This window comes from Nocardia takedensis NBRC 100417 (assembly GCF_000308695.1).
GTDB classification, from domain to species: domain Bacteria; phylum Actinomycetota; class Actinomycetes; order Mycobacteriales; family Mycobacteriaceae; genus Nocardia; species Nocardia takedensis.
In genome coordinates this window covers 223,798-247,932 of sequence record NZ_BAGG01000002.1, presented here as the reverse complement: position 1 = coordinate 247,932, position 24,135 = coordinate 223,798, and the positions used below count along the sequence as shown (strand labels likewise).

17 protein-coding genes are annotated in these 24,135 nt (G+C 69.2%); 6 read left to right on the top strand and 11 right to left on the bottom strand.

The window, feature by feature from the left end; genetic code table 11:
* From ON30_RS01265 to ON30_RS01250, 4 genes are all read right to left on the bottom strand, one after another.
* The coding region (locus ON30_RS01265; protein ID WP_040703495.1) for a putative zinc-binding metallopeptidase at positions 1–622 on the bottom strand (622 nt) is incomplete at its 3' end.
* Positions 623–627: 5 nt separating this feature from the next.
* Positions 628–1,530, bottom strand: coding sequence for a transglutaminase family protein (locus ON30_RS01260; RefSeq protein ID WP_040703410.1), 903 nt, complete (start codon positions 1,528–1,530; stop codon positions 628–630).
* Positions 1,527–4,721: a circularly permuted type 2 ATP-grasp protein gene (locus ON30_RS01255; protein ID WP_040703493.1), complete on the bottom strand. Its 3,195-nt coding sequence runs from the start codon at positions 4,719–4,721 to the stop codon at positions 1,527–1,529. The genes ON30_RS01260 and ON30_RS01255 overlap by 4 nt, the downstream gene beginning before the upstream one ends.
* Positions 4,722–4,842: 121 nt before the next feature.
* Complete coding sequence (locus ON30_RS01250) at positions 4,843–8,313, bottom strand: transglutaminase family protein (protein WP_040703409.1); 3,471 nt, start codon at positions 8,311–8,313, stop codon at positions 4,843–4,845.
* Between the two features lie 163 nt (positions 8,314–8,476).
* On the opposite strand from ON30_RS01250, the gene ON30_RS01245 reads away from it, so the two are divergent.
* Both ON30_RS01245 and ON30_RS01240 read left to right on the top strand, forming a co-directional pair.
* Positions 8,477–8,677: a hypothetical protein gene (locus ON30_RS01245; RefSeq protein WP_040703408.1), complete on the top strand. Its 201-nt coding sequence runs from the start codon at positions 8,477–8,479 to the stop codon at positions 8,675–8,677.
* Between the two features lie 157 nt (positions 8,678–8,834).
* Positions 8,835–9,473 (top strand): hypothetical protein, encoded by a 639-nt coding sequence (locus ON30_RS01240; protein ID WP_040703407.1) that lies wholly within the window; start codon positions 8,835–8,837, stop codon positions 9,471–9,473.
* A gap of 1 nt (position 9,474) precedes the next feature.
* Here the strand turns inward: ON30_RS01240 and recR are convergent, their stop codons facing one another.
* Positions 9,475–10,083 carry a recombination mediator RecR gene (gene recR / locus ON30_RS01235; RefSeq protein ID WP_040703406.1) on the bottom strand — a complete coding sequence of 203 codons (609 nt, stop codon included), beginning with the start codon at positions 10,081–10,083 and terminating at the stop codon, positions 9,475–9,477.
* Positions 10,084–10,093: 10 nt separating this feature from the next.
* Entirely contained in the window at positions 10,094–10,438 is a 345-nt protein-coding gene (locus ON30_RS01230; protein ID WP_040703405.1) for a YbaB/EbfC family nucleoid-associated protein, read from the bottom strand.
* Between the two features lie 189 nt (positions 10,439–10,627).
* On the opposite strand from ON30_RS01230, the gene ON30_RS01225 reads away from it, so the two are divergent.
* Positions 10,628–11,200 carry a hypothetical protein gene (locus tag ON30_RS01225; RefSeq protein WP_040703404.1) on the top strand — a complete coding sequence of 191 codons (573 nt, stop codon included), beginning with the start codon at positions 10,628–10,630 and terminating at the stop codon, positions 11,198–11,200.
* Between the two features lie 67 nt (positions 11,201–11,267).
* Positions 11,268–12,092: a MerR family transcriptional regulator gene (locus tag ON30_RS01220; RefSeq protein ID WP_040703403.1), complete on the top strand. Its 825-nt coding sequence runs from the start codon at positions 11,268–11,270 to the stop codon at positions 12,090–12,092.
* Here ON30_RS01220 and ON30_RS01215 read toward each other — a convergent pair.
* Positions 12,089–12,532: an SRPBCC family protein gene (locus ON30_RS01215; protein WP_040703402.1), complete on the bottom strand. Its 444-nt coding sequence runs from the start codon at positions 12,530–12,532 to the stop codon at positions 12,089–12,091. The two genes, ON30_RS01220 and ON30_RS01215, sit on opposite strands and share 4 nt — an antisense overlap.
* A 268-nt stretch (positions 12,533–12,800) precedes the next feature.
* Here ON30_RS01215 and ON30_RS01210 point away from each other — a divergent pair, with 268 nt between their 5' ends.
* Entirely contained in the window at positions 12,801–14,240 is a 1,440-nt protein-coding gene (locus ON30_RS01210) for an FAD-binding oxidoreductase (RefSeq protein ID WP_051028799.1), read from the top strand.
* A complete protein-coding gene (locus tag ON30_RS01205; RefSeq protein WP_040703401.1) occupies positions 14,237–15,553 on the top strand; it encodes a class I SAM-dependent methyltransferase in 1,317 nt (438 codons plus the stop codon). The genes ON30_RS01210 and ON30_RS01205 overlap by 4 nt, the downstream gene beginning before the upstream one ends.
* Positions 15,554–15,588: 35 nt before the next feature.
* Here ON30_RS01205 and ON30_RS01200 read toward each other — a convergent pair whose 3' ends face one another.
* The 4 genes from ON30_RS01200 to ON30_RS01185 form a co-directional block, all read right to left on the bottom strand.
* Entirely contained in the window at positions 15,589–19,167 is a 3,579-nt protein-coding gene (locus ON30_RS01200) for a serine/threonine-protein kinase (RefSeq protein ID WP_040703400.1), read from the bottom strand.
* A 289-nt stretch (positions 19,168–19,456) separates the two neighbouring features.
* Complete coding sequence (locus tag ON30_RS01195) at positions 19,457–20,086, bottom strand: hypothetical protein (protein ID WP_040703399.1); 630 nt, start codon at positions 20,084–20,086, stop codon at positions 19,457–19,459.
* A gap of 610 nt (positions 20,087–20,696) precedes the next feature.
* Positions 20,697–22,832, bottom strand: coding sequence for a 3-hydroxyacyl-CoA dehydrogenase NAD-binding domain-containing protein (locus ON30_RS01190; RefSeq protein WP_281004707.1), 2,136 nt, complete (start codon positions 22,830–22,832; stop codon positions 20,697–20,699).
* Positions 22,833–22,882: 50 nt separating this feature from the next.
* On the bottom strand, positions 22,883–24,097 hold the full coding sequence (locus ON30_RS01185; RefSeq protein ID WP_040703396.1) for an acetyl-CoA C-acetyltransferase: 1,215 nt from the start codon (positions 24,095–24,097) through the stop codon (positions 22,883–22,885).
* Positions 24,098–24,135 lie beyond the last annotated feature (38 nt).

The following is a 24,135-nucleotide window of genomic DNA, read 5'->3' as shown; positions in this document are numbered from 1 at the left end:
AAGGTTCGTCCATCTCGACGCGGAGTTGTTCGCGGTGCGGGTCGTTGGCTTCGGCGAGGTCAAGGGTGATGACGCCGTTCTGGTGGCCGGTGAGTACTTGGTCGGTGGCGCTGGAGAGCAGGTCGAAGGCGAGTCCGAACCGCGGGTTCTCGTCACGGCCGGTGATGGGCAGGCCGAGTTCGGCCAACTCCATGATCAGCCTGCGTTTGGCGGCCTCGGCCTCGGCGAAGGCGTCCAGACCCGCCGTGTCGGCGTCGTTGGGGCGGGTCCGGGTCAGTCGGCAGGACTCACACAGCGCCGGACCGTTGTCGAGCGCGGGCGGCGCGGGGTCCGGTTGCTCCGGATCGGGATCGCCCTGCGGCGGCGCGGGGGCGTCGAGTTCGTCGTCGGGCACCTGCACCAACCAGTTGCAGCGGGCGATGTGCAAGTTGTCGCAGAGTCGGTAGCGCCTACCGTCCACGACCCCGCTCAGCTGGCCGGCATCGCCCGTCGGGGCGAAATCGGAGATCACCAGCAGCGTGCGCAGGGCGAGACTGAACCCCAGCGGGCTCGCACACGACAGACAGACCGAATTCTCGAACGCCAACTGCTGACCGCAGTTGGGGCAGGCGAAATCACGCACGCGGGTCACACCTCCAGGGGAGCTACGTCGACCGATACCTTGATCATGCTCTCCCGCGCGTCGGTGTAGATGATGCCGCGCAGAGGCGGAACGTCGGCGTAGTCGCGGCCCCACGCGGCGGTCACATAACGTTCGTCGGCCAACTGGTCGTTGGTCGGATCGAAACCCACCCACTGCCCCGCGCGATCACCCGCCGAATCACCGGGCAGCCACACCGCCGACCAGGCGTGGGTGGCGTCCGCACCCACCATCCGCTCCTTGCCCGGCGGCGGATCGGTCGCCAGATAACCCGAGACGTAGCGGGCGGCCAACCCGTGCGAGCGCAGGCAGGCCGCGCCGATACGGGCGAAATCCTGACAGACGCCCTCCCGCGCCGCGAACACGTCCGCGACCCGGGTGGACACCGTCGTCGAGCCCGACCGGTAGGTGAAATCGGCGTGGATGCGGCTGTTGAGCTCCACCACCGCCTCCAACAACGGACGACCGGGCCGCAGCGACTCGGCCGCGTACTCCGCGACCTCCGGGATGATCTCCGGCGGGTTCAGGTCCAAGGTGAACTCCACCGCCAGCGGACCCGACACCACGCTCGGACGCGCCTGCTCCCAGGCGAGCGTGTCCTCGACCGTCGCGGGCCGGTCCACCTCGACCACCGAGGTCCCGGTGACCTCCAGCTTCGTGTGCTCGGCCGTCACGTGGAAATAGGCGCTGGTGTTGCCGTAGACGTCCGCGCCCACCGACCGGTCCGACGGCGTCGGATCGATGTGCAGGTCGTGCTCGAGCAACCGCTGCCCCGGGAACTCCCGCGGCGTCAGATACGCGCGACCGTAGGAACTGGTCACCTCGGCGGAATACGAATAGGTGGTGCGGTGCAGGACCCGGTAGCGCCGGGTCGCGGCGGGCGCGCTCATCCCACCACCCGCGTACTGCCCCACAGCGGCTGGATGCCCACCGGCAGCGACAGTTTCGTCGTCTCGAACGATTCGGACACCTTGCGCAGTCGCAAGTGCACACCCTCCAACAGTTCGGCGAGTTCGGCACGCTTGCCGTCCTCGTCGGCGACCTCGAGATCGGCCGGATCCAGCCTGCGCAGCATGCGTTGCGCGTCCGCCAGCAGTCGCTGCGGACGCGAGGACCCCGACGCACCCGGCAACTGCTGGAAATCCTCGTCCAAGCGATCGAGCTGATAGGCCAGCGAGCGCGGATTGCTCGCGTCGAACAACAACAGCGCCGCCACCGAGGACACCCGCACCGAATCCCGGTGCCTGCGGCGATAACTCACCGACGACTCCGTCGCGCGCAACACCGCCTCCGTCACCACCCGCTCGGTCTCGCCGCCGAGCACGCGGGTCAACGCCGAGGACAGCACCGCCGTCAACGCCAGACCGCGCTCGATCCGCTTGCCGATATCCATGACGTACCACCCGGTGTCGCGCACCAGCGACTCCCCGCCGATCCCCGACAGCGACAACAGCGCCGCCAACGTCAACGAATGCACCGCCGTCAGCGCGGACTCCCCGTTCTCGTCCGCCGCCCGGTACTCCGCCAACGCCCGATCCACCGCGCTCAGGATCATCCAGGTGTCCTGGGACAACTGATCGCGCACCGCCCGGGCCGCCGACCCGTACCGGTCGATCGCGAACGCCAACGACCCCGGCAACTCCCGATCGATCGTCAACGCGACCAGGTACTCGTAGCCCTCGCGCGACCCCGGCGCGGCCTTGCGCGACCGCCCCCTGCGCGCGGGCCGCTCCGGCACGATCGGGGCGAGTGCCGCACCGATGAGCGCGCCCCCGGCCGTCTTCGAATCGTCGCGTTCGTCGTTCACCGAGCCCGAGACGTCGGATGCCGCCTCGTCCCGACTGTCGTCCGCGCGCTGCTCGTCGGCGGGCGAGATCGACGCATCCGGCCCGGATAGGTCCTCCGACGGGGACTCACCGGCCCCGGCGGACTCCTCTCCGGCAACCTCGCCCGACGCCGTGGCGGGCCTGCCCGATGCCGTCTGCTCCGTTCGCTCGGGAGGCTCCCCGAACGACGCGGATCGCGTCGACGAGGACTGCGACTGCCCCGAACCCGACTGCGACTGGCCGACGTTCGGCTGTCCCGGACCGGACTGCGACTGACTCTGGCCGAAACCCGCCTGGGACTCATCGGTGTTCGATTGCGACTGGCCCGCGCCGAATTGGGATTGTCCACCTGCCAGAGGGGCGGAGGCGTCGGGCGGGACGGGCTGTTCGCCTTCGGGTTCCGCGCGCAGCGGACTGGACTGTTGGGGTACGGGCGGGGTGGGGCGGGGCGGTCCGAGCACGACCGCGGCGGGGGCGATGGTGCCGGTGCTGCGGGCCAGGGCGGACACCAGGACGGGGACCGCTTCGGCGCCGTCGAGCCAGGGGCGGAAGCGGTAGTCCTGGTAGCTGTCGTGGGTGGCGATGAGCAGACGGACGACGGCTTCGGCGCGTTCGCTGTAGCGGCCCATCCAGAACAGGTCGTTGAGGACGCGGGGCGAACTGATCGCCTCGACGACCGGGGCGAGGCGTTCCAGGCGCTCCTCGGGGTGCGGTTCGGCGGAGACGGCGGTGACCTGGGTGGGTGCGGCGCGCACCCACAGGTCCTTGGCGGCGACCTTGATGACGGAGCGGTCGGGTTCGAGGCGGTGGCGCAGTTGGCCGAGTCCGCCCGCCATGGCGGTGTAGCCGCCGCGTCGTGCCATCGAGAACAGGCGCATGCCGACCGGCGCGGCGGACAGTTCGCCGTATCCCTGCACACTGGGCGCGACCGAGAACTGCGCGGGTTCCTGGCCGACCCACTGCCACGGGTTCGTCTCGATCCGGGCGGCGAGTTCCTCGCGTTCGGCGCGGTTGAGTCCGGGGCCGAACAGAGTGTGCCCGTCGACGGCGGACCGGATGACCAAGCGGTCGAGATTGGCCAGCAGGTGCGATTTCTCGGCGTTCTCGCCCGCCCAGTAGGAGGGGGTGCTGTCCAGCAGCAGTTCCTCACCCAGCAGGGCACGCGACAGGCGCGGCAGGAAGCCGGGCAGCGCCGGGCTCTCCAGCAACCCGCTGCCCAGGGTGTTGACCACCGTGACCGCGCCGCGGCGCAGCACCTCGACCAGGCCGACGACGCCGAGTTGGGAGTCCGGCCGCAGGTCGAGCGGGTCGGAGAAGGCCGAGTCGACGCGGCGCAGCACCACCTCGACTCGTTTCAGGGTGCCCAGCGAGCGCATCCACAGCGCGCCTTCGCGCACCACCAGATCCGCGCTCTCGACCAGCGGGAAGCCCAGGGTGGCGGCGAGATACGCCTGGTCGAAGGCGGTTTCGGAGTGCACGCCCGGGCTGAGTACGACGACCATGGGATCGTCGGAGTCGGCGACCGGCGCGGCCTCGATGAGCAACAGTCGCATGGCCCGCGCGAACGGGGTCAGCGGGCGCGGCCCGGCGTGCTCGAACGATTCCGGGATGGCCGTGGACACCACCCGGCGGTCGGCCAGCGCGTAGCCCGCGCCGGAGGGCGCCTGCGCCCAGTCGGCGAGGACGCGGAACTGGCCGTCGCCCCAGCGACTGATGTCGCAGGCGTGCAGGAACAGTTGGTGCCGTCCGGGGATGGTGATGCCGTGCGCGGCCCGCACGTAACCGGTGCTGCCGAAGACGATCTCGGGCGGCAGCAGCCCGGTGGTCAGGGTGCGGCGCGGCCCGTACAGGTCGGTGAGCACTTCGTCCAAGACCCGCGAACGCTGGGTGAGTCCGGCTTCCAGCTTCGTCCAGTCCTCGGCGGAGATCAGCAGCGGGATCGGGTCGAGTCGCCACGGCACCGCGGGCGCGGTGTCGCCGGTGCCGCCCACCTCGGTGTAGGTGATGCCGTCGTCCTCGATGAGCCTGCGCACCCTGGTGTCGAGGCGACCGAGTCCGGCGGTGCCGAGTTCGGCGAAATCGTCGGACAGTTCCGACCACATCGGCCGGATCGACCCGCCGGCGTCGACGAGTTCGTCGTAGTAGGCCGGAATCGGCCTGCCGCATTCGTCGTAGGCGCCGCTCGCCCCGCTCTCGGCGCGGTAGCGCGCGTACTGCGCGGCGAGTTCGGCACGCGTGACACGGTGCTCGCGCATCGGATCCCCCACCGCGTCCTGTCCGTCGTGGCCCGGTTCGAGGACGTCCGTCCGTGCCTGGGCTGTCTCGTGATTCATCGCACCGGCCACCCTGCCGACCTCACTTCCACTGCCCGACGGCCTACCGGTCGCCGGCCGATCCCCAGACCGTGCGAGCCCGGCGTAGATCCAGGATGCCCGGTGCGCCGACGTCGGTCGACTGTGCCGCAATCTTCGCACGCAGCACCGCGGGGTCCATCGGCTCGGTGGTGTGACCGGCGGCCTCGAAGCGGCGGTTGCGCCGCGATTGCGCGACGACGCCGTTCACGGGCGGGTCCTCCCAGTACTGTCCGCCGGGGTGGGAGACGTGGTAGGTGCAGCCACCACGGGAGATCCCGCTCTCCGCGTCGACCAGGTCGAAGATCAGCGGCGCGTCGACGGTGATCGACGGGTGCAGCGCGTTGGGCGGCTGCCAGGCGCGATAGCGCACGCCCGCGACCTGCACGTCGGTCTTGTCGGTGGCCAGCAGCGGCACCGGCATCCCGTTGCAGGTCAACACGTATCGGCCGCGGTCGGCTCCGACCACACGGACCTGCACGCGCTCCACCGAGGAGTCGACGTAGCGGGCGGTGCCGGAGGCCACGGTCTGTTCGCCGAGGGTGTGCCAGGGTTCGATCGCGCCGCGCAACTCGATCTCGACGTCGCCGAGGACGACGGTGCCGATACGCGGGAAGCGGAATTCGACGAACGGGTCGAGCCAACTGGTGTCGAAATCGATGCCGTGCGCGCGCAGGTCGGCGGCGACCTCGGCGATGTCGGTGGTCAGGAAGTGCGGCAGCAGGTAGCGGCCGTGCAGGTTCGCGCCGTGCCGGATCAGGCCCGCGCGCAAGGGTTGCGCCCAGAAGCGCGTCACCAGGCCGCGCACCAGCAGCGATTGCACCATCGCCATCTGGTAGTGCGGCGGCATCTCGAAACCGCGCAGTTCCACCAAACCCAGTCGCCCGCGCGCGGATTCGGGGCTGTAGAGCTTGTCGATGCAGAATTCGGCGCGGTGGGTGTTGCCGGTGAGGTCGGTGAGCAGGTGCCGCAGCGCGCGGTCGATCTGCCAGGGCGCGACGGGCTCGTCGGAACCACCGGAATCGGCGGTGAGCCGGGCGATCTCGGCGAAGGCGATCTCGAGTTCGTAGAGCGCGCCCTCGCGGCCCTCGTCGGCGCGCGGCGCCTGCGAGGTCGGGCCGATGAAACGACCCGAGAACAGGTAGGACAGCGAGGGATGACGCTGCCAGTGCGTCAGCATCGACACCAGCAGGTCGGGGCGGCGCAGGATCGGCGAGCGCGCGGGCGTCACCCCGCCGAGGGTGATGTGGTTGCCGCCGCCGGTGCCGACCGCGCTGCCGTCCACGTCGAACGACTCGGTGCTCAACCGGGCCAACCGGGCCTGGTCGTAGAGGGTTTCGAGCAGGTCGGCCTGTTCCACGAAGGACGCCGTCGGCTGCACGTTGACCTCGATCACGCCCGGGTCGGGGGTGACCGAGAGCGTCTGCAACCGCGCGTCGACGGGCGGGCCGTACCCCTCCAACACCACGGGCCGCTCGACGGCGGCGGCCGCCGATTCGACACGGCCGATCAGGTCGACGAAATCCTCGAGCCGGTCCACCGGCGGCAGGAAGACGTGCAGTCGGTCGGCGCGCACCTCCGCGACCACGGCGGTGGTCGGTTCCCAGTGCCCGGTTTCCACCACGGCGGGCGGTTCCTCCGCCGGACGCAGCGGCCCCATGAACAGCGGGTCGCTGTCGGGGCGCGGGCGCGGCCTGGTCCAGGAGATGGCGTCCAGCGGCAACCGCAGGCCCGCGGGCGAATCGCCGTCGGCCAACACGATCCGGCCCGACGGGTTGTCGCCGCCACGGCCGCGCCGCAACTGCCAGTTCGCGCTGGCCCAGCCCGCCCCGTCGGAGCGCCGGTACAGCGGCAGCACGTAGGCGACCGGGTCGCTGACCGGCTCCTCCAACCGCCGCAGCAGTTCCGCGCGCGCGGCGATCGAATCGTCGTCGGGGTCGATGTCCGCCGTGGCCGGGTCGCCCGCGGGCATCCGCATGGTCGCCGCCAATCGGGCCAGCGGGTCCTCGTAGGCGGGGCGGACCTGCGTCGGAGGCAGGCCCAGACCGTCGGCGAGATGGCCGATCAGCGCGGCGGCCGACCCGGCGTCGGCGGCCGGGATGTGCAACGGCGGCAGGGTGTCGGTGGCGTTGGCGTTGCCTTCGAGGCTGATCCGGGTGAGTTCACCGTCGGCGGGAATGCTCCCGTTGCCGTTCGTCCCGGCGAGCGGTGCCCGCACGGGCGTCCACGGATCGACCAGCAGGTCCTGCCTGGTCCACAGCGGTTCACCGTCGACGCGCCACGCGATCGCGATCTCCCAGCGCGGCAGTGGTTCCCCGGGATACCACTTGCCCTGCCGGTACTGGGTGAGGCCCGTCGGGGCGTAGATGCCGGCCAGTCGCCGTGCCAGGTCGACCGCGCGTTCGCGTTTGCGCGGGCCGTCCGCCGCGGTGGTCCACTCCGGGCTGACCTGGTCGTCGATGGACACGAAGGTCGGTTCGCCGCCCACGGTCAGACCGATGCCGTCGGCGGCCATGCGCGCGTCGAGTTCCTTGCCCGCCGCCGTGATCCGCTCCCATTGCGACGGCGTATAGGGCAGGGTGACGCGCGGGTCCTCGTGGATACGCCGCACCGTGTTGGCGAAATCGAGGGTCGCCTCGGTCCTGCCCGTCGCGCCGCTGATCGCGGCCGCGGTGGTGGGGTGCGGGGTGGCCGCCAACGGGATGTGCCCCTCGCCCGCGAACAGGCCGGAGGTGGGGTCCATGCCGATCCAGCCCGCCCCGGGCACGTAGACCTCGGTCCAGGCGTGCAGGTCGGTGAAATCGGCGGCCGGACCGGACGGCCCGTCCAGCGAGGGCACGTCCTGGGCCAACTGCACCAGGTAGCCGGACACGAACCGCGCCGCCAGACCGAATTCGCGCAGGATCGCCACCAGCAGCCACGCCGAGTCGCGACATGACCCGATCCCGCTGCGCAGCGTGTGATCGGGCGTCTGCACACCGGGTTCCATCCGGATCGTGTAGCCGACGTCCTCGCGCAGCACCCGGTTGATCTCGACCAGGAAGTCGATGGTGCGCGGCGTGTCGGCGGGCCGGTGCGCGCGCACCCACTCGGTGACCAGTTCCCCCGGCCCCGCACCCGGTTCGCCCTCGTCGACCCGCCGCAGATACGGCTCGAGGTCGGCGGTCAGTTCCGCGTCGTAGCCGAACGGGAAGTACTCGGCCGACTCCTCGATGAAGAAGTCGAACGGGTTGACCACCTCGAGGTCGGCGATCAGACCGATGGTGATCGACAGTTCCCTGGCGGGCTCCGGGAAGACCAGCCGCGCAAGGAAGTTGCCGAAGGCGTCCTGCTGCCAGTTGACCCAGTGCTCGGCGGGGGTGACCCGCATCGAATACGCCTCGATGCGGGTGCGTGAATGCGGGGCCGGACGCAGGCGCACCACGTGCGGGTACACCTGCACCAGCCGGTCGAAGGTGTAGGTGGTCCGGTGTTCGAGTGACACCTTGATGCCCATGCAGCAAGTTCACCACACCCCCGTGACCCGTGCCGGGCCATGCACCAGGCGTTTTCCGGACGGCAACATTGCGTCACGCCGCGACACGCGGTCCCGCCCGCTTCCCGAGGTTGTCGGCGGCCGATGATATGACCGGGGTAGCGACAACGACGGGAGGTCAACCATGCCGACGTGCCGATCCTGCGCATCCGCGGTCGACCACTGCCACGGCACCCTGATCGTGCACGCGGTCAGCGGCGCGGAATGCACCGAGATCGACTGCATCGATCCCGATCACGCCCGCCACACCTTCGTCGTGGACTGCGCCGACCTCGCGGGCGGATGCGTCTGCCAGGCGGTCGAGCGGGCCTCGCGCACCGCCTGACCCGCGGGCGGGCAGCCGAACCGTACCAGCGCCCGATCGCGGGCGAGGTCGCGAGCTTCCCCACCGTTGGGGTCACGATCGGTCGCACGGGCGAGGTCGGCCCCGGGCCCTGCTTCCCCCGCGGTTCGGGCCGACGGCCGGATCGTAGGGTGGGCGGGTGAACTACGACCACGTACTGCTGCCCTCCGGTGTCGCGCGCACCGTCGAGGAGGTCGACGAGTATCTGTCCGGGCAGCAGGGGCAGCCCGAATCGGCCACGATCGCCGAGATCGCGGCGGCGATCAACGAGCGCGACGCGGAACTCCCCGACGAGGACACCTTCCTCGGCACGGACACGGTGGGCGGCGCGGCCACCGGGGCGACCCTGGCGGTGTCGAGTCCCTACGACGCCATCGGATTCGTGCGCGCGCTGCTGTTCGACCTGGCCACCCCGCGCGGCCTCGCCGTCTACGACCCGCAGCTGACCTGGCTGTTCGATCCCGCCGACCGGATCGACCTGGAGGTCACCCACGGCGGCGCGGGCGAGTTCCCCTATCTGACCGAGGCGCTGCTGGAGACCTGGATTCCGGAACTGACCGCCCCCAACCCGTATGTGATCGCCCAGCGCGCCCCGCAGACCTACATCCAGACCTACCGCGACGAATCGGGCGTCTACACGGTCGAATACCGCGACGGCTCCCCGGACCGGCACTTCGGCACGCAGGTCGAGGAGCCCGCCCGGGTGGTCGACCTGCTGTGGACCTGGGCGCGCGGCAAGGACCCGTCCGACGAGGACTGGTCCAGGATCGAGTTCTAGCTCACATCGCGCGGCGGCCCGACAGCGCGCGGCCCAAGGTCAGCTCGTCGGCGAACTCCAGATCGCCGCCCATCGGCAGGCCCGAGGCCAACCGCGTCACCGACAGACCCGGAAAATCGCGCATCATCCGCACCAAGTAGGTGGCGGTCGCCTCGCCCTCGGTGTTCGGATCGGTCGCGATGATCACCTCGCTGACGTCGACGCCGTCCTCCTGATTGCCGATGCGCGCCAACAACTCCCTGATCCGCAACTGATCGGGGCCGATGCCGCTGAGCGGGTCCAGCGCACCGCCGAGCACGTGGTAGCGGCCGCGGAACTCCCTGGTCCGTTCGATGGCCTGCACGTCCTTGGGCTCCTCGACCACGCAGATCATCGTGCGGTCGCGGCGCGGATCGGCGCAGATGCGGCACATCTCGTTGTCGGCGACCGTGCCGCAGACCACACAGAACCGCACGCCGTCGCGCACCTTCTGCAAGGCGGCCTGGAGTCGGTCGATCTCCGGCGGTTCCACCGCGAGCAGGTGGAAGGCGATGCGCTGCGCGCTCTTGGGACCGACGCCGGGCAGTTTGCCGAGTTCGTCGATCAGATCCTGGACCGGACCCTCGTACAAGGCGAGCGGCCTAGAAACCCGGGAGACCGGGCAGCGAACCGCCCTCGCCGAGTCCGCCCGCGAGCGGGCCGAGTCGTTCGGCCGCGAGTTCCTGCGCGTTGGACATCGCGTCGTTGACCGCGCCGATCACCAGATCCTGGAGCCCTTCGACATCCTCGGGATCGACGACCTTGGGATCGATGGTCAACGCGACCACCTCGCCGCTGGCCTTGATGGTGACCTTGACCAGCCCGCCACCCGCCTGACCCTCGACCTCGGCGGCCGCGATCTCGGCCTGGGCCTGGACCATGGCTTCCTGCATCTGCTGTGCCTGGGCGAGTAACTGCTGCATGTCGAACTGACCACCGGGCTGCACGGCATTCCTCTCTACGGAAGTGTCGCGATCCAGCGTAGTGGACGGACCGCGGGCGGCCCCGGCGGTGTCGTGCGGGCGGTTCCGGCCACACGAGACAAGTAACGGGTTAGTTGCTGATCTTCGTTTGCCGGGCGTGTCACCTTACGATCTTGATCGGGTCGACACGGGGGGCCCGAAACGTGGAGGCGTATGAGTACCAACCGAGCACTCACCATGACCGGCCTACTCGCCGCCGTCAGCGCTGTGTGCGCGACGGCACTGCCGGTCGCCTCGGCAGATTCGGGGGTCGCGCCGGTGATCGACTATGGCGGCGGCTGCGTCGTCGACCCAGGCGACCGTGCGGTAACTGTAAATTCGCTACGGAGCCGGTGCAGTCTCGAACAGCAGAACACGATCTTTAGCGCGGCCTCGCTCGGCGCGGTGCCCGACGGCGTCACCAGCGGGTGGGTCACCACCCCGGCCTATCTCCAGGCCGTCGCACCGGCCATCTGGACCGGCAAGACCTTCTACACCGGCCCCGACGGCGGGTACGTGATGAACCGCGTCACCGGCGCGGGCATCGAGAGTTTCCCGGCCGACGTCTATTCCGGCCCGGCGATCCGCGACGGCGCGCCGACCTGGGTGCTGAACTACGCACCCTCGCCCATCCCCTGGGTCTACGACGAGATCCGCCAGATCACCCCCGGCGTCTGGTTCGGCTACTCCTGGCGACGCGACACCGCGCCGCCGACCCTCATGCTCACCTTCGCGCTGGCCGACTGAAACCCGCCGACCCCGTCGGAGCGGGGGCGTCGACGGCACTTCCAGGCGGAGGGTGTTCGCTGAGCGCATGACTGCTGGGCGCGAAACCGCGACGGTGCCGATCGGCGAATTCGCCCGACTGACCCGACTGAGCGTCAAGACATTGCGGCACTACCACGACATCGGCCTGCTCGTCCCGATCGAGGTGGACCCGCACACCGGATACCGCCGCTACGCCACCGACCAAGCTCCCCGCGCGCACCTGATCCGACGACTACGCGCCCTGGACATGCCGCTGCCGCAGATCGAGGCGATGCTGTCCGCGAGCGACGCCGACGCCCGCGACACCGCCCTGCGCGCGCATCTGGCGCGGATGGAGGACCAGTTGCGCCGCACCCGCGACGTGATCGGCTCGCTGCGCGCGATGCTCACCCCGGCAGCGCCGACACCCGTCACGTATCGGACCGTGGCGGCCTTCCCGGCCGCCGCCCTGCGCGGCGTGATCGCCCGCGAGGACGCCGCGGCCTGGAGCGGCGCGGCCTTCCCACGCCTGGCGGCCGCCGTGGCCGCGGCGGGCCTGACGCCCGCGGGCCCGGCCGGCAGCACCTACTCCACGGATTTCTTCGAGCACGACAGCGGCGAAGTCCTGGCCTACCTGCCGATTCCGCCCGGAACCGACAGGTTCGGCGACGGCGTCGACCGCGCGGAACTGCCGCGCCGACGGTTCGCCGTGGCCGTGCACCGCGGCGGGTTCGACGGGATCGACCGGACCTACGGGGCGCTGGGCGGTCACGTCGCCGAACACGACACCGCGCTGCCCGCGCCGATCCGGGAGATCTACCGCGTCTCCCCCGCCGAGGCGGCCGACCCCGCCGACTACGTCACCGAGATCTGCTGGCCCATCGTGGGCTAGCCGAGTTCCTTCTTCAGGTTGCCCAGCACCTCGCCCTGGATCTTCTTCAGGCCCAGCGGGGCGAAGATGCCCTCGAAGATGCCCTTGACGCCGCCCGCGCCCTGCCAGGTGGTCGTCACGGTGACCTGGGAACCCGCGCCGTCCGGGCTGACCTTCCAGGTGGTGACCAGGGTGGAGTTGGCGTCGCGTTCGGTCACCGAGGACTCGTCGGCCGTCACCGTCGCGCGCACGTTGCGCACCCGGCTCTCGGTGGCCTGCAACCGCCACTCGACCACCGTCGGGATGGCGTCGGTGGCCTTGCCGCCCTCGATCACCTTGTACTCGCTGTAGTGCGAGGAGAGGATGCGCGGACGCACGGTCTGGTAGTCCGCGACGGCCTCCAGCGTGCGATGCGGATCCGCCGCTACGGCGATCGAACTGCTGGCGCTGACCTGTCCCACGTGAACTCCTTGTCCGGATATCTGCTCGGGCTTCGCGATTCACCATAGGCGTTGCGGCGCCGGGGCCGCCGACCACGGTCGCCATAGGCGGGGACGTTCGCCGACCGGCACCGACTGTTCGCGCGCATGTTCCGATCCGGTAACGGAGTCCGCGCTACCGTCTTCGGCGTCGAATATTCCCGGTGCAACATATGCGTGACATTTATCCTCCGACGGCAGATTCTCGGTGGCTGTCGGCCGAGGTGCGTACTAGCGTCGAGGGGTGGCAGTGAGTCTGTTGGGGAAGGCCGGTCACGCGCCGGCCGCACACGAATCGGGTTTCGCCGCGCATCGAGCGGGGGTGGACCGTCTGCTGGCGAGCTACCGCGCCATCCCGGCGGGCGCGACGGTCCGGCTTGCCAAGAAGACCTCGAACCTGTTCCGCGCCAGGGCCGCGAGCAACGCCCCCGGCCTGGATGTCTCCGGGTTGACCAAGGTCATCGCGGTCGACCCCGAGGCGAAGACGGCCGATGTCGCCGGGATGACGACCTACGAGGATCTGGTTGCCGCGACGTTGCCCTACGGGCTCGCGCCGACCGTGGTCCCGCAACTCAAGACCATCACCCTCGGCGGCGCGGTCACCGGCCTGGGCATCGAGTCGACTTCCTTCCGCACCGGCCTGCCGCACGAGGCCGTCCTGGAAATGGATGTCCTCACCGGCGCGGGTGAACTGATCACCGCCACCCCCGACAACGAATACGCCGACCTGTTCCGCGGATTCCCGAATTCGTACGGAACGCTCGGCTACACGGTCCGGCTGAAAATCGAACTGGAAACCGTACAGCCCTACGTGGCGCTGCGGCACGTGCGTTTCCACGATCTGCGCGCGTTGGAATCCACGTTGGACCGGATCGTCACCGAGCGGAGCTACGAGGGCGAACGCGTCGACTATCTCGACGGCGTGGTGTTCAGCGCCGAGGAGAGCTACCTCACCCTCGGCAGGCAGACCGACGAACCCGGCCCGGTCGCCGATTACACCGGAATGGACATCTATTACCGGTCGATCCAGCACGACGACGCCACGCCGCGCCGCGACAGATTGACCATCCACGACTACCTGTGGCGCTGGGACACCGACTGGTTCTGGTGCTCACGGGCTTTCGGCACGCAGAATCCCCGGATCCGCCGATTCTGGCCGAAACGCTATCGGCGCAGCAGTTTCTACTGGAAACTCGTCGCGCTCGATCGCAAATACCGCATCGGCGACAGGCTCGAGGCGCGCAAGGGCAACCCGCCCCGGGAGCGCGTGGTGCAGGACATCGAGGTGCCCATCGAGCGCACCGCCGATTTCGTCGAATGGTTCCTGCGGGAGATCCCCATCGAACCGCTGTGGCTGTGCCCGCTGCGCCTGCGCCACCACGGCGCGGACGCGGCGGACGGGCGGGCCTGGCCGCTGTATCCGCTCGAACCGAACCGCACCTACGTCAACGTCGGCTTCTGGTCCGCCGTCCCCACGGTCGTGGGGCAGCGGGACGGGGCCGCCAATCGCGCGATCGAGCGCACCGTGACGGAGTTCGACGGTCACAAATCGCTGTACTCCGACGCCTACTACGACCAGGATGAATTCGCGGCGCTGTACGGCGGCAGTACCTACGCAGAACTCAAGAAACGCTACGACCCGGACCAGCGCTTGCTGGATTTGTATTCGAAGGCGGTGCAACGCAAATGACGACATTCAGGGACCGCTCCGATGTCTTCGCTGATCTCGGAACCAAGCTCAGCATTGCCGAAATCTTCGAGACGCTGATCGACGGTGAGATGCCCATTCGGCTCACCGCCTACGACGGCAGCGCCACCGGCCCCGAGGATTCGGAATTCGCGCTGGACATCAGGACTCCGCGCGGCATCAACTATCTCGCCACCGCCCCCGGCGATCTCGGCATGGCGCGGGCCTACATCTCCGGCGACATGACCGTCACGGGGGTGCACCCCGGCGACCCGTACGCGATCCTCAAGGCGATGGACAGCCTGAACTTCCGCCGTCCCTCGGCGTTGGCGCTGGTGACCATCGCCCGCTCGCTGGGGTGGGAGCGGTTGCGTCCGGTGGCTCCGCCGCCGCAGGAGACACTGCCGCGCTGGAGACGCATCGCGCTGGAGGGTCTGCGGCACTCCAAGACCCGCGACGCCGAGGCCATCCATCACCACTACGACGTCTCCAACGCCTTCTACGAGCACGTGCTCGGCCCGTCGATGACCTACACCTGCGCGGTCTACGAGGATTACGACCGCACGCTGGAACAGGCCCAGGACAACAAGTACCGCCTGGTGTTCGACAAGTTGCGCCTGAAAGAGGGCGACCGGCTGCTCGACATCGGCTGCGGGTGGGGCGGGATGGTCCGCTACGCGGCCAAGCGCGGCGTGCGCGTCATCGGCGCGACGCTGTCCTCGGATCAGGCCGAGTGGGCGCAGAAACGCATCGCCGAGGAGGGCCTGTCCGAACTGGCCGAGGTCCGGCACTCCGATTACCGCGACATCGTCGAATCCGGTTTCGACGCGGTGTCCTCGATCGGGTTGACCGAGCACATCGGCGTGCACAATTACCCGTTCTACTTCGAGTTCATGAAGAGCAAGCTGCGCGAGGGCGGCCTGTTCCTCAACCACTGCATCACCCGCCACGACAATCTGCGCACCACCAAAGCGGGCGATTTCATCGACCGCTACGTCTTCCCGGACGGTGAGCTGATCGGGTCGGGGCGCATCATCAGTGAGATCCAGAACGTCGGACTCGAGGTCTTGCACGAGGAGAACCTGCGCGAGCACTACGCGCTGACCCTGCACGAATGGTGTAAGAATTTGGTGGCGAACTGGGATGCCTGCGTCGCCGAGGTCGGCGAGGGCACCGCGAAGGTGTGGGGCCTGTACATGGCGGGCAGCCGTCTGGGCTTCCAGCACAACGTGGTCCAGTTGCACCAGGTGCTCGGTGTGAAACTCGGCCCCAAGGGTCGCTCGGATGTGCCGCTGCGCCCCTGGTGGCAGCCGTAGTCCACTGACGGGCGGGCCCTCGGTCGGGGGCCCGCTCAGTCGAGCAGTTCGGACAGGAACAGCGCGGGCAGGGTGATCTCCTCGGCCCCTTCGGGCGCGGTGCGCATATCGCTGCGCAGCACCCGCAGGATGGCCAGCACCCCGGGGCCCGCGTCCAACAGCGGCCGGGTCCAGCCGAGTTCGGCGCAGCGCGCCGCGGCGGGCAGCAGCAGCCCCGTGGCCTCGCCCACCCAGCCGGAGGCGGCCAGGCATTCCGCCAACAGCAGCGCGGTGTCCAGTTCCGCCCGCGGCCTGCCCTGTTCGAGAGTGCGCACGTGCAGCGCGCGGGCCCGGCGCACCGCCTTGTCGTCGGAGCCCGGCAGCGGACGGGACAGCGCGGTCCGCACGGCGGCGATCTCACGGGCCTCCGCGGTCAGCGCGGGCGCGCCACGCAGCCGGTGCGAGTGGTGGCCGGGGTCCAGGGTGTCCGTGCCGTCACCGTGCAGGCCCAGCCGCAACTGTTCGGCGCGGATGTGCGCGCCCAGCCGGTCCAAGCCGTGGTCGGCGGCGATGTGCGCGCCTTCGTCGAGACGCGCGGCGGCGGTGTAGAGATCCCCGCGCACCGCCTTCACCCGCGCGCCGATGACGAAGGTGGCGATGAGGAAATCGACCGGCCCGATGCGGGCGACGAGTTGGTGGCTCTCGTCCAGCAGTCGGTCGGCGGCCTCCAGATCGCCGCGGCGGTAACTCAGTTCGCCCAGCAGCGCCGAAGCTACCCGCACGGCGTGCGAGCGCGGACCCGAGCGGGTGTGCGCGGTCTCCCAGGCCAGCTCGAAGCAGTCCGCGGCGGTGTCGATGTCGAGTTGTTCGTAGGCCGCCGCGCCCTGCCCGCACAGGCCGAACACCGCGCCCAGCGGGTCCTTGGAGCGGGCGTGGTAGTCCAGGGCCCACTCCTGGATCCGCCGGGCCCCGTCGAAGTCGAATTCGCACAGCCGCACGAACGAGGTCAGGTTGGCGGCGGTGGAGACCGTCCAGGCGGGTAGGTCGTCGGGATGCTCCAGGCATCCGGAGATCCGGTCGAGCACCCCTTCGGTGTGGTCTCGGGCGATGTCGTCGGCCGCGGCCAGCACCGCCGCCTCGCAACGCTGCCGGTTGACGTCGGTGTCGGTGGTCGAACCGCGCGCCAGGATGCTCGACAACCGGCCCAGCGCGTTGCGGGCCGCGCCGGACTGTTGCAGGTTGACGTTGGCGCGGGCCACCGCCATCAGCAGTTTCGAGCGCGAGGCCACCTGCTGCACGGGCAGTTTGGAGACGGTGCCGAGCAGCGTGGCCAACCGGGACCCGTCGATCAGGTCCATCCCGCCGCTCTCGACCAGGTCCGTCGCCATCTTCAGATCGGTCGCGGCCAGCGCGTGATCCACCGATTTGCGTAGCAACTGGTGTTCGGCGTACCAGAGCGAAGCCTTGCGGTGCAGCGACTTCAACTTGCCGGGCCGGGTGCGTTCCAGGCGGGCGCGCAGATGTTCGGCGAACAGCGGCTGAATGCGATACCACTCGGGGTCGTGGTCGATGCGCCGCAGGAACAACTCACGCTGTTCGGCCTGGGCCAGCATCATTTCCGCCTCGCTGTCACCCGACAGCGCCGCGGCCAACGAGGCCGACACCCGTTCGGTGACCGAGATCGCGCTGAGGAACTTCAGCATCCGGGGTTCGAGAGTGTTCAGGACGTTGTCGGCGAGATATTCGCGGATGCCGTGGTTGCTCTCGGACAGGTTCTCGATCAGCCGCGCCGGATCCGGGTCACCGCGCAGCGACAGCCCGACCAACTGGATCGCGGCAGGCCAGCCGTCGGTGACGGCGTGGATCTGCTCGACCTGGGCGTCGGTGAGCGCGAACCCGTTGCGCTCGACCAGGATCTGCGCCGTCTCGGCGACGGTCAGCAGCAACTCGGCCGAACCGATCTCCACCAGTTCGTCGTGCACGCGCATCCGACTGGTCGGCAGACCGGACTGTTCCCGACTGGTCACCACGAACCGCAGGTGGTGGCAGCCGTTGTCGAGCAGCGCCGCCATCGCGCGTTGCGCGCCGGGATCGTCGACCCGGTGCCAGTCGTCGACGACCACCACCACCGTCTCACCACTGGCGTGGATCTCGTCGATCAACGTCGAGACGGCGTAGGCGACCGCGTCGTCGGGTTGTTCCTCCAGCACCTGCCCGAGCCCTTCGCCGACATCGGGCCGGACCCGGCGGATCGCCTCGATCAGGTGGGCGAGAAACCACACCTCGTTGTTGTCGCCGTGGTCGACCCCGATCCAGGCGACCGGGACACCGCCCTCGCCCAGTTCGGCCCGCCACTGCGCGACCAGGGTGCTCTTGCCGTAGCCCGCGGGCGCGTGCACCACCGCCAGCTTGCGGCGACCGCCCGCGCGCAGCATCTCCAGCAGGCGCGGCCGCGGCACGGGTTCCCGCGCGGGCGTCGGCGGCCGGAATTTGGTCGCGGCCGTCGGCGGCATGGTGGCGGCCGTGGACCCGGGATGCTGCGACACCGCGGGCCGCAACGTCAACGGCCAACTGCGGCGTGCCGTCACCGCCGGACGCGAGAGCGTCGAGCGCCCGCCGTCGCCGTCGTGGGTGATGGTGACCCGGTCGACCGCGTCCGGGTCGAGCAGCGCCATCTCGTCGGGCGCTTGGTCGTGGGCGCGCTGCACGCCGCGCAGCAGTTCCCCGAGCGCGAAGGCCGAGCGCGGCCGCTCGCGCGGGTCGGTGGACATCGCCTTCTCCACCACCGCCGCCACATCGGGAGGAATGTCCTGTTCGCGCAGATCGGGCACCGGTTGGGTGGTGATCCGCAGGAACTGCGCCACCACCTTCTCCCCCGCCTGCCGCTCGAACGCCGCGTGACCGGTGATCAGAGCGAACAGCGTCGCGCCCAGGCCGTACACGTCGGAGAGCACGGTCGGCTCGTCCCCACGCAGCACCTCCGGGGCGGTGAACGCGGGCGACCCGGTGATCAGGCTGCTCGAGGTGCGGAACCCGCCCGGCACCCGGGCGATGCCGAAATCGGTCAACTGCGGTTCGCCGTAGGCGCTGAGCAGCACATTCGCCGGTTTCACGTCCCGGTGCAGGATGCCCGCCCGATGCGCGCTCTCGATGGCGCCCGCCAGTTTCACCCCGGCGCGGATCGCGTCGGGCCAGGTCAGCGGCCCCTGATCGTGAATGAGCTGTTCGAGCGAACCCCGGGTGCAGTACGGCATCACGATGAACGGCATCCCCGTCGGGGTGACGTCCACCTGGAGGATGTCGACGATGTTCGGATGCCCCGACAGCCGCCCCATCGCCTGCTCCTCGCGCAGGAACCGTTCGCGGCTCTCCCGGTCGATCTCCGAGGACAGCACCTTCACGGCGACCACCCGTTCCAGTGCCGCTTGCAGGCACCGGTAGACCACGCCGAAACCGCCGCGCCCGATCTCCACCGCACCCGAGAGCCCCATCGCCTCGAGTTCGTCGGCGATGGTCACCGGATGGTTGCGCTGGGTGTTCTCCCCCTGTTCCGGACCGTTCTCCTCCCCCGACGAGGTAGATGCGGCCCCGCTCGGGCCGGGACTCACCTCACCCGAGCGCATCTGTGGATTCATGTGACCACCTCGAACTCACATCGAATCGACGCCGCCGGCGATCGTCCGTACACCGACCACGGCCATCTCCGAGCAACCCGTCGATGTCCGATATGCCTGTGCATACTCCAACGTAGCGCGGTCCCGTGCCGGGTGGGTGGAGATTCGATTCAGTATCGTCGCGACCGGAATCCGGCTGTCGTGACGACCGGTATCCGACGAGGTCCCGCCCCCTGTCACACTCCAGTGTGGGCCCTGCCGCCACGCCGCGCATCTCCGGCGCGCGGGTCCGGCGCGGCGCGCAAACGACTCAGGCGTGCACGGGCGTCGGTTCCGCGTCGACCTCGGCGTGTTGCGGCGTGTCGAACGGCCCGTCCTTGTCCTTGAGCACCTCGATACCCAGTTCCGCGCGGGTCGCGTAGATGACCGAGGTCTCCTGTTCGACCGTCTTGGCCATCGCCTTGTGCCACAACGTCAGCACGTCGAGCACTTCCTTGCTGCTCGGATCGTCGTCCAGTTCGGTCTTGAGCCGCTGCAAGGTGATGGCCTGCGCCGCGGTGAGCGTGCGCAGCAGATCCTCGCAGCGGTTGGGGATCTTGCGTCCCGAGAGCACCCGCAACCGGCTCACCGTGCCGTGGCAGCCCTCGAGGATGCGGTTCACGTCCTCGCCGACGCTGTCGATCTCGTCGGCGTCCTGGGCGTTCCAGTGCGCGCACGAGGCGAGTTGTTCGCGCACCTCCTCCGACACCGCCAGAATCGAGGAAACCGCGGCCAGGATCGAATCCCGCCGCCACTTGTCCCGCTCGCGCCGCTCCGCCGCCGCGTTGGTCTGCTCGTTGCCCCGCTCGGCCGTCTCCAGCGTGGCCCGACTCCGTTCGTCCGCCGCGACGATCGCGTCCCGATTCGTGCGGTTGTTGACGAGTACACCCACCAACGCCACCCCGGCAATGATGAGCGAGCAGAGAAGCGGAAGCCACTGAGTCACCAAGGCATCATCGCATTCACCCCACCCCCACGTCCCCGGCAACCAACGGTGAACGCGCAATTCCCACCCCGCGAAACCCTTGCGCCCACGGAGAAGAGCGGAGACGGAATTCGAAAGTTTGTGCGGGGCAACAGATTAGGGATCTCCACGCCACATACGGACACGTCACTGCCGATACGCGAAGCCGTCCCCCGGTCCCCCACCGGAATTCCCGAAGCGCACCGAATCGAAGAACACCGACTGAACCCCGAAACGTAAATGCGCCGGCCCCACCGCAAACTACAGAAAACCCTGCCGCACCCCTCCCGACCACGCCCCCTTCGAACGCGAAAGCGGGGCCCGCACCCGAAGGCACGAACCCCGCCCGAAACACCCACCCGCCGGTACAGAAAACCCGCAAGTTCCCTACCTACTCACCCACAACGGAGCGAGCCCGACGAGCGACCGGTTCGCGGCCGTCTCGCGTTCCAGTGGTCGAAGCGCATGCGCCGAAGGCGCGAGTCTCGACCGCTGGAACGCGAGACATCAGGGGCCGCGAACCCGCGGTGACGAAGTCACCGCATAATCAGCGCAGCGATGCAGGCACCTCGAAGCGCGGGCCGTAGCTCTTGGCCAGCTCGTCGGCGCGGGCGACGAACGCTTCCTTGCCACCCGGGTAGCCGACGATGAACTGGTGCACGCCACCGGTCCACGCGGGGAAGCCGATGCCGAAGATCGAGCCGATGTTGGCGTCCGCGGTGGTGGTGAGGACGCCTTCGTCGAAGCACTTCTGGGTTTCGATGGCTTCGGCGAAGAGCATGCGGTCGATCAGATCCTGCAGCGGGATGTCGAAGCCCGCCTTGGTCTTGAAGTGGTCGCGCACACCCTGCCAGATGCCGAGACGCTTGCCGTTCTCGTCGTACTCGTAGAATCCGGCCTTCTCCAGGCGACCGGGGCGCTGGGCCTCGTTCACCATGTATTCGATGACCGCGATGGCGGGGTGCCGTTCGGTGCCGAGGGCGGTGTCGCCCTTGGCGGCGGCCTCTTCGGTTTCCTTGGCGATCTTGAGCATGAGCTTCATGTTGAGCTCGTCGGTCAGCTGCAGCGGCGGGGCCGGGTAGCCCGCCTGCGAGCCGGCCTGCTCGATGGTGGCGGGCTCGATGCCCTCACCGAGCATGGCGATCGCTTCGTTGACGAAGGTGCCGATGACGCGCGAGGTGAAGAAGCCGCGGCTGTCGTTGACGACGATCGGGGTCTTCTTGATGGCGAGGGTGTAGTCGTACACCCGGGCCAGCGCCTCGTCGGAGGTCTTCTCACCGCGGATGATCTCGACCAGCGGCATCTTGTCCACGGGGGAGAAGAAGTGGATGCCGATGAAATCTTCCTGGCGCTTCACACCGGCGGCGAGGCCGGTGATGGGCAGGGTGGAGGTGTTGGAGCCGAGCAGCGCGTCGGGGGTGACGATGTCCTCGATCTCCTGGAACACCTTGTGCTTGAGTTCGGTGTTCTCGAAGACGGCTTCGATGACGAAGTCGACGCCCGCGAAGTCGGCCGCGTCGGCGGACGGCTTGATGCGGTCGAGCAGCGCCTTGGACTTCTCCTCGGTGGTCTTGCCGCGGGAGAGGGCCTTGGCCTCGATCTTCTCGGAGTAGTTCTTGCCGCGCTCGGCGGCTTCGAGGGTGACGTCCTTGAGGACGACCTCGAGGCCCGCCTTGGCGGAGACGTAGGCGATGCCCGCGCCCATCATGCCCGCGCCGAGGACGCCGACCTTCTTGATCTCGCGCTTGGGGACGTCCTTGGGACGCGAGCCGCCGTTGTTGATCGACTGGAGGTCGAAGAAGAACGCCTGGATCATGTTCTTCGCGACCGGGCCGGTCAGCAGGTGCACGAAGTAGCGGGATTCGATCAGCGACGCGTTGTCGATGTCGACCTGCGAGCCTTCGACGGCGGCGGACAGGATGGCCCGCGGCGCCGGCATGTTCGCGCCCTTGAGCTGCTTGCGCAGGTTGGCCGGGAAGGCCGGGAGGTTGGCCGCGAAGGCCGGGCTGGCGGGGGTGCCGCCGGGGATCTTGAAGCCCTTCTTGTCCCAGGGCTGCACGCCGCCTTCGGGGTTGGCCTTGATCCACGCCTTGGCGGCGGGGACCAGTTCCTCGACCGAGCCGACGACCTCGTTGATGAGGCCGATCTCCTTGGCCTTGCCCGGGCGGAACTTGTTGCCCTGGAGCAGGACCTGCATGAGCGCGGTCTGCAGGCCGAGCAGGCGCACGGTGCGGATGATGCCGCCGCCGGCGGGCAGCAGGCCCAGGCTCACCTCGGGCAGGCCCAGCTGGGCGCCCGGGACGTCGGCCGCGATGCGGTAGTGGGTGGCCAGGGTGATCTCCAGGCCGCCGCCGAGGGCCGCGCCGTTGATCGCGGAGACGACCGGCTTACCGAGGGTCTCCAGGCGACGCAGCGCGCCCTTGATGACGGTGAGTTCCTCGAAGACGCCCGCGCCGTCGTCGGGGCCGACCTTCATCATGTTCTTCAGGTCGCCGCCGGCGAAGAAGGTCTTCTTGGCCGAGGTCAGCACGACGCCGGTGATGTCGTCCTTCTCGGCCTCGAGACGCTCGACCGTCGCGGTCATCGACGCCTTGTACAGCTCGTTCATCGTGTTGGCGCCCTGGTTCGGGTCGTCCATCGTCAGTACGACGATGCCGTCCGAATCCTTCTCCCAACCGATCATGTTTTCGCTCACAGCTCTGTGTCTCCTAGGTAAATGCTGTTCGGCGGGGGTTAGACGCGCTCGATGATGGTCGCGACGCCCATGCCGCCACCGATGCACAGGGTGATCAGCGCGTAGCGGCCGTTGCGGCGCTCCAGTTCGTCGACCATGGTGCCGGTGATCATCGCGCCGGTGGCGCCCAGCGGGTGGCCCATCGCGATGGCGCCGCCGTTGACGTTCAGCTTCTCGTCCGGGACGTTGAGGTCCTTCTGGAACTTGAGCACCACGGAGGCGAACGCCTCGTTGATCTCGACGAGGTCGATGTCGTCGAGGGTCAGGCCCGCCTTGGCGAGGACCTTCTTCGAGGCCGGGGTGGGGCCGGTCAGCATGATGGTCGAGTCGGCGCCGCTGGTCGCGGTGGCGACGATGCGGGCGCGCGGGGTCAGGCCGCTGGCCTTGCCCGCTTCCTCGGTGCCGACCAGCACCAGCGCGGCGCCGTCGACGATGCCCGAGCTGTTGCCGCCGTGGTGGACGTGGTCGATCTTCTCCACGAAGTGGTACTTCTGCAGCGCGACCGCGTCGAAGCCGCCCATCTCGCCGACGACGGCGAAGGAGGGGTTCAGCTTGCCCAGGTCGGCGGCGGTGGTGCCGGGACGCATGTGCTCGTCGTTGTCCAGGACGATCAGGCCGTTCTGGTCCTTGACCGGGACGATCGACTTGGCGAAGTAGCCACCGGTGGTGGCCTTGGCGGCCAGTTCCTGCGAGCGCACGGCGTAGGCGTCGACGTCGTCGCGGCTGAAGCCCTCGATGGTGGCGATCAGGTCGGCGGACACGCCCTGCGGCACGAAGTAGGTGTCGTAGTTGGTGGCCGGGTCCAGCGCCCAGGCGCCGCCGTCGGAGCCCATGGGCACGCGGGACATGGACTCGACGCCGCCCGCGAGGACGAGGTCGTCGAAGCCGGAGCGCACCTTCTGGGCGGCCAGGTTGACGGCCTCGAGGCCGGAGGCACAGAAGCGGTTGAGCTGGAAGCCGCCGACGGTGTCGGGCAGGCCCGCCACGGTCACGGCGGTGCGGGCGATATCGGCGCCCTGGTCACCCACGGGGGCCACCACACCGAGGATGAGGTCGGAGATCCGGTCCTCGTCCAGGTTCGGGAAACGGCCGCGCAGCTCCTGGATCAGACCAACGGTGAGGTCGATCGGCTTGACCGAGTGCAGCGAACCGTTCTTCTTGCCGCGTCCGCGCGGGGTGCGGATGGCCTCGTAAATGTAGGCCTCTGTGGTCATGTGGAGTGTTTCCTTCCTTAGGGTGCGGCGGCCGGACT

Excerpts from the sequence above, each read along its gene's own strand:
- ON30_RS01260 (WP_040703410.1), bottom strand. The coding sequence starts at position 1,530 with ATGAGCGCGCCCGCCGCGACCCGGCGCTACCGGGTCCTGCACCGCACC.
- ON30_RS01255 (WP_040703493.1), bottom strand. The coding sequence starts at position 4,721 with ATGCGCGAGCACCGTGTCACGCGTGCCGAACTCGCCGCGCAGTACGCG.
- ON30_RS01250 (WP_040703409.1), bottom strand. The coding sequence starts at position 8,313 with ATGGGCATCAAGGTGTCACTCGAACACCGGACCACCTACACCTTCGAC.
- ON30_RS01245 (WP_040703408.1), top strand. The coding sequence starts at position 8,477 with ATGCCGACGTGCCGATCCTGCGCATCCGCGGTCGACCACTGCCACGGC.
- ON30_RS01225 (WP_040703404.1), top strand. The coding sequence starts at position 10,628 with ATGAGTACCAACCGAGCACTCACCATGACCGGCCTACTCGCCGCCGTC.
- ON30_RS01220 (WP_040703403.1), top strand. The coding sequence starts at position 11,268 with ATGACTGCTGGGCGCGAAACCGCGACGGTGCCGATCGGCGAATTCGCC.
- ON30_RS01205 (WP_040703401.1), top strand. The coding sequence starts at position 14,237 with ATGACGACATTCAGGGACCGCTCCGATGTCTTCGCTGATCTCGGAACC.
- ON30_RS01200 (WP_040703400.1), bottom strand. The coding sequence starts at position 19,167 with ATGAATCCACAGATGCGCTCGGGTGAGGTGAGTCCCGGCCCGAGCGGG.
- ON30_RS01190 (WP_281004707.1), bottom strand. The coding sequence starts at position 22,832 with ATGATCGGTTGGGAGAAGGATTCGGACGGCATCGTCGTACTGACGATG.
- ON30_RS01185 (WP_040703396.1), bottom strand. The coding sequence starts at position 24,097 with ATGACCACAGAGGCCTACATTTACGAGGCCATCCGCACCCCGCGCGGA.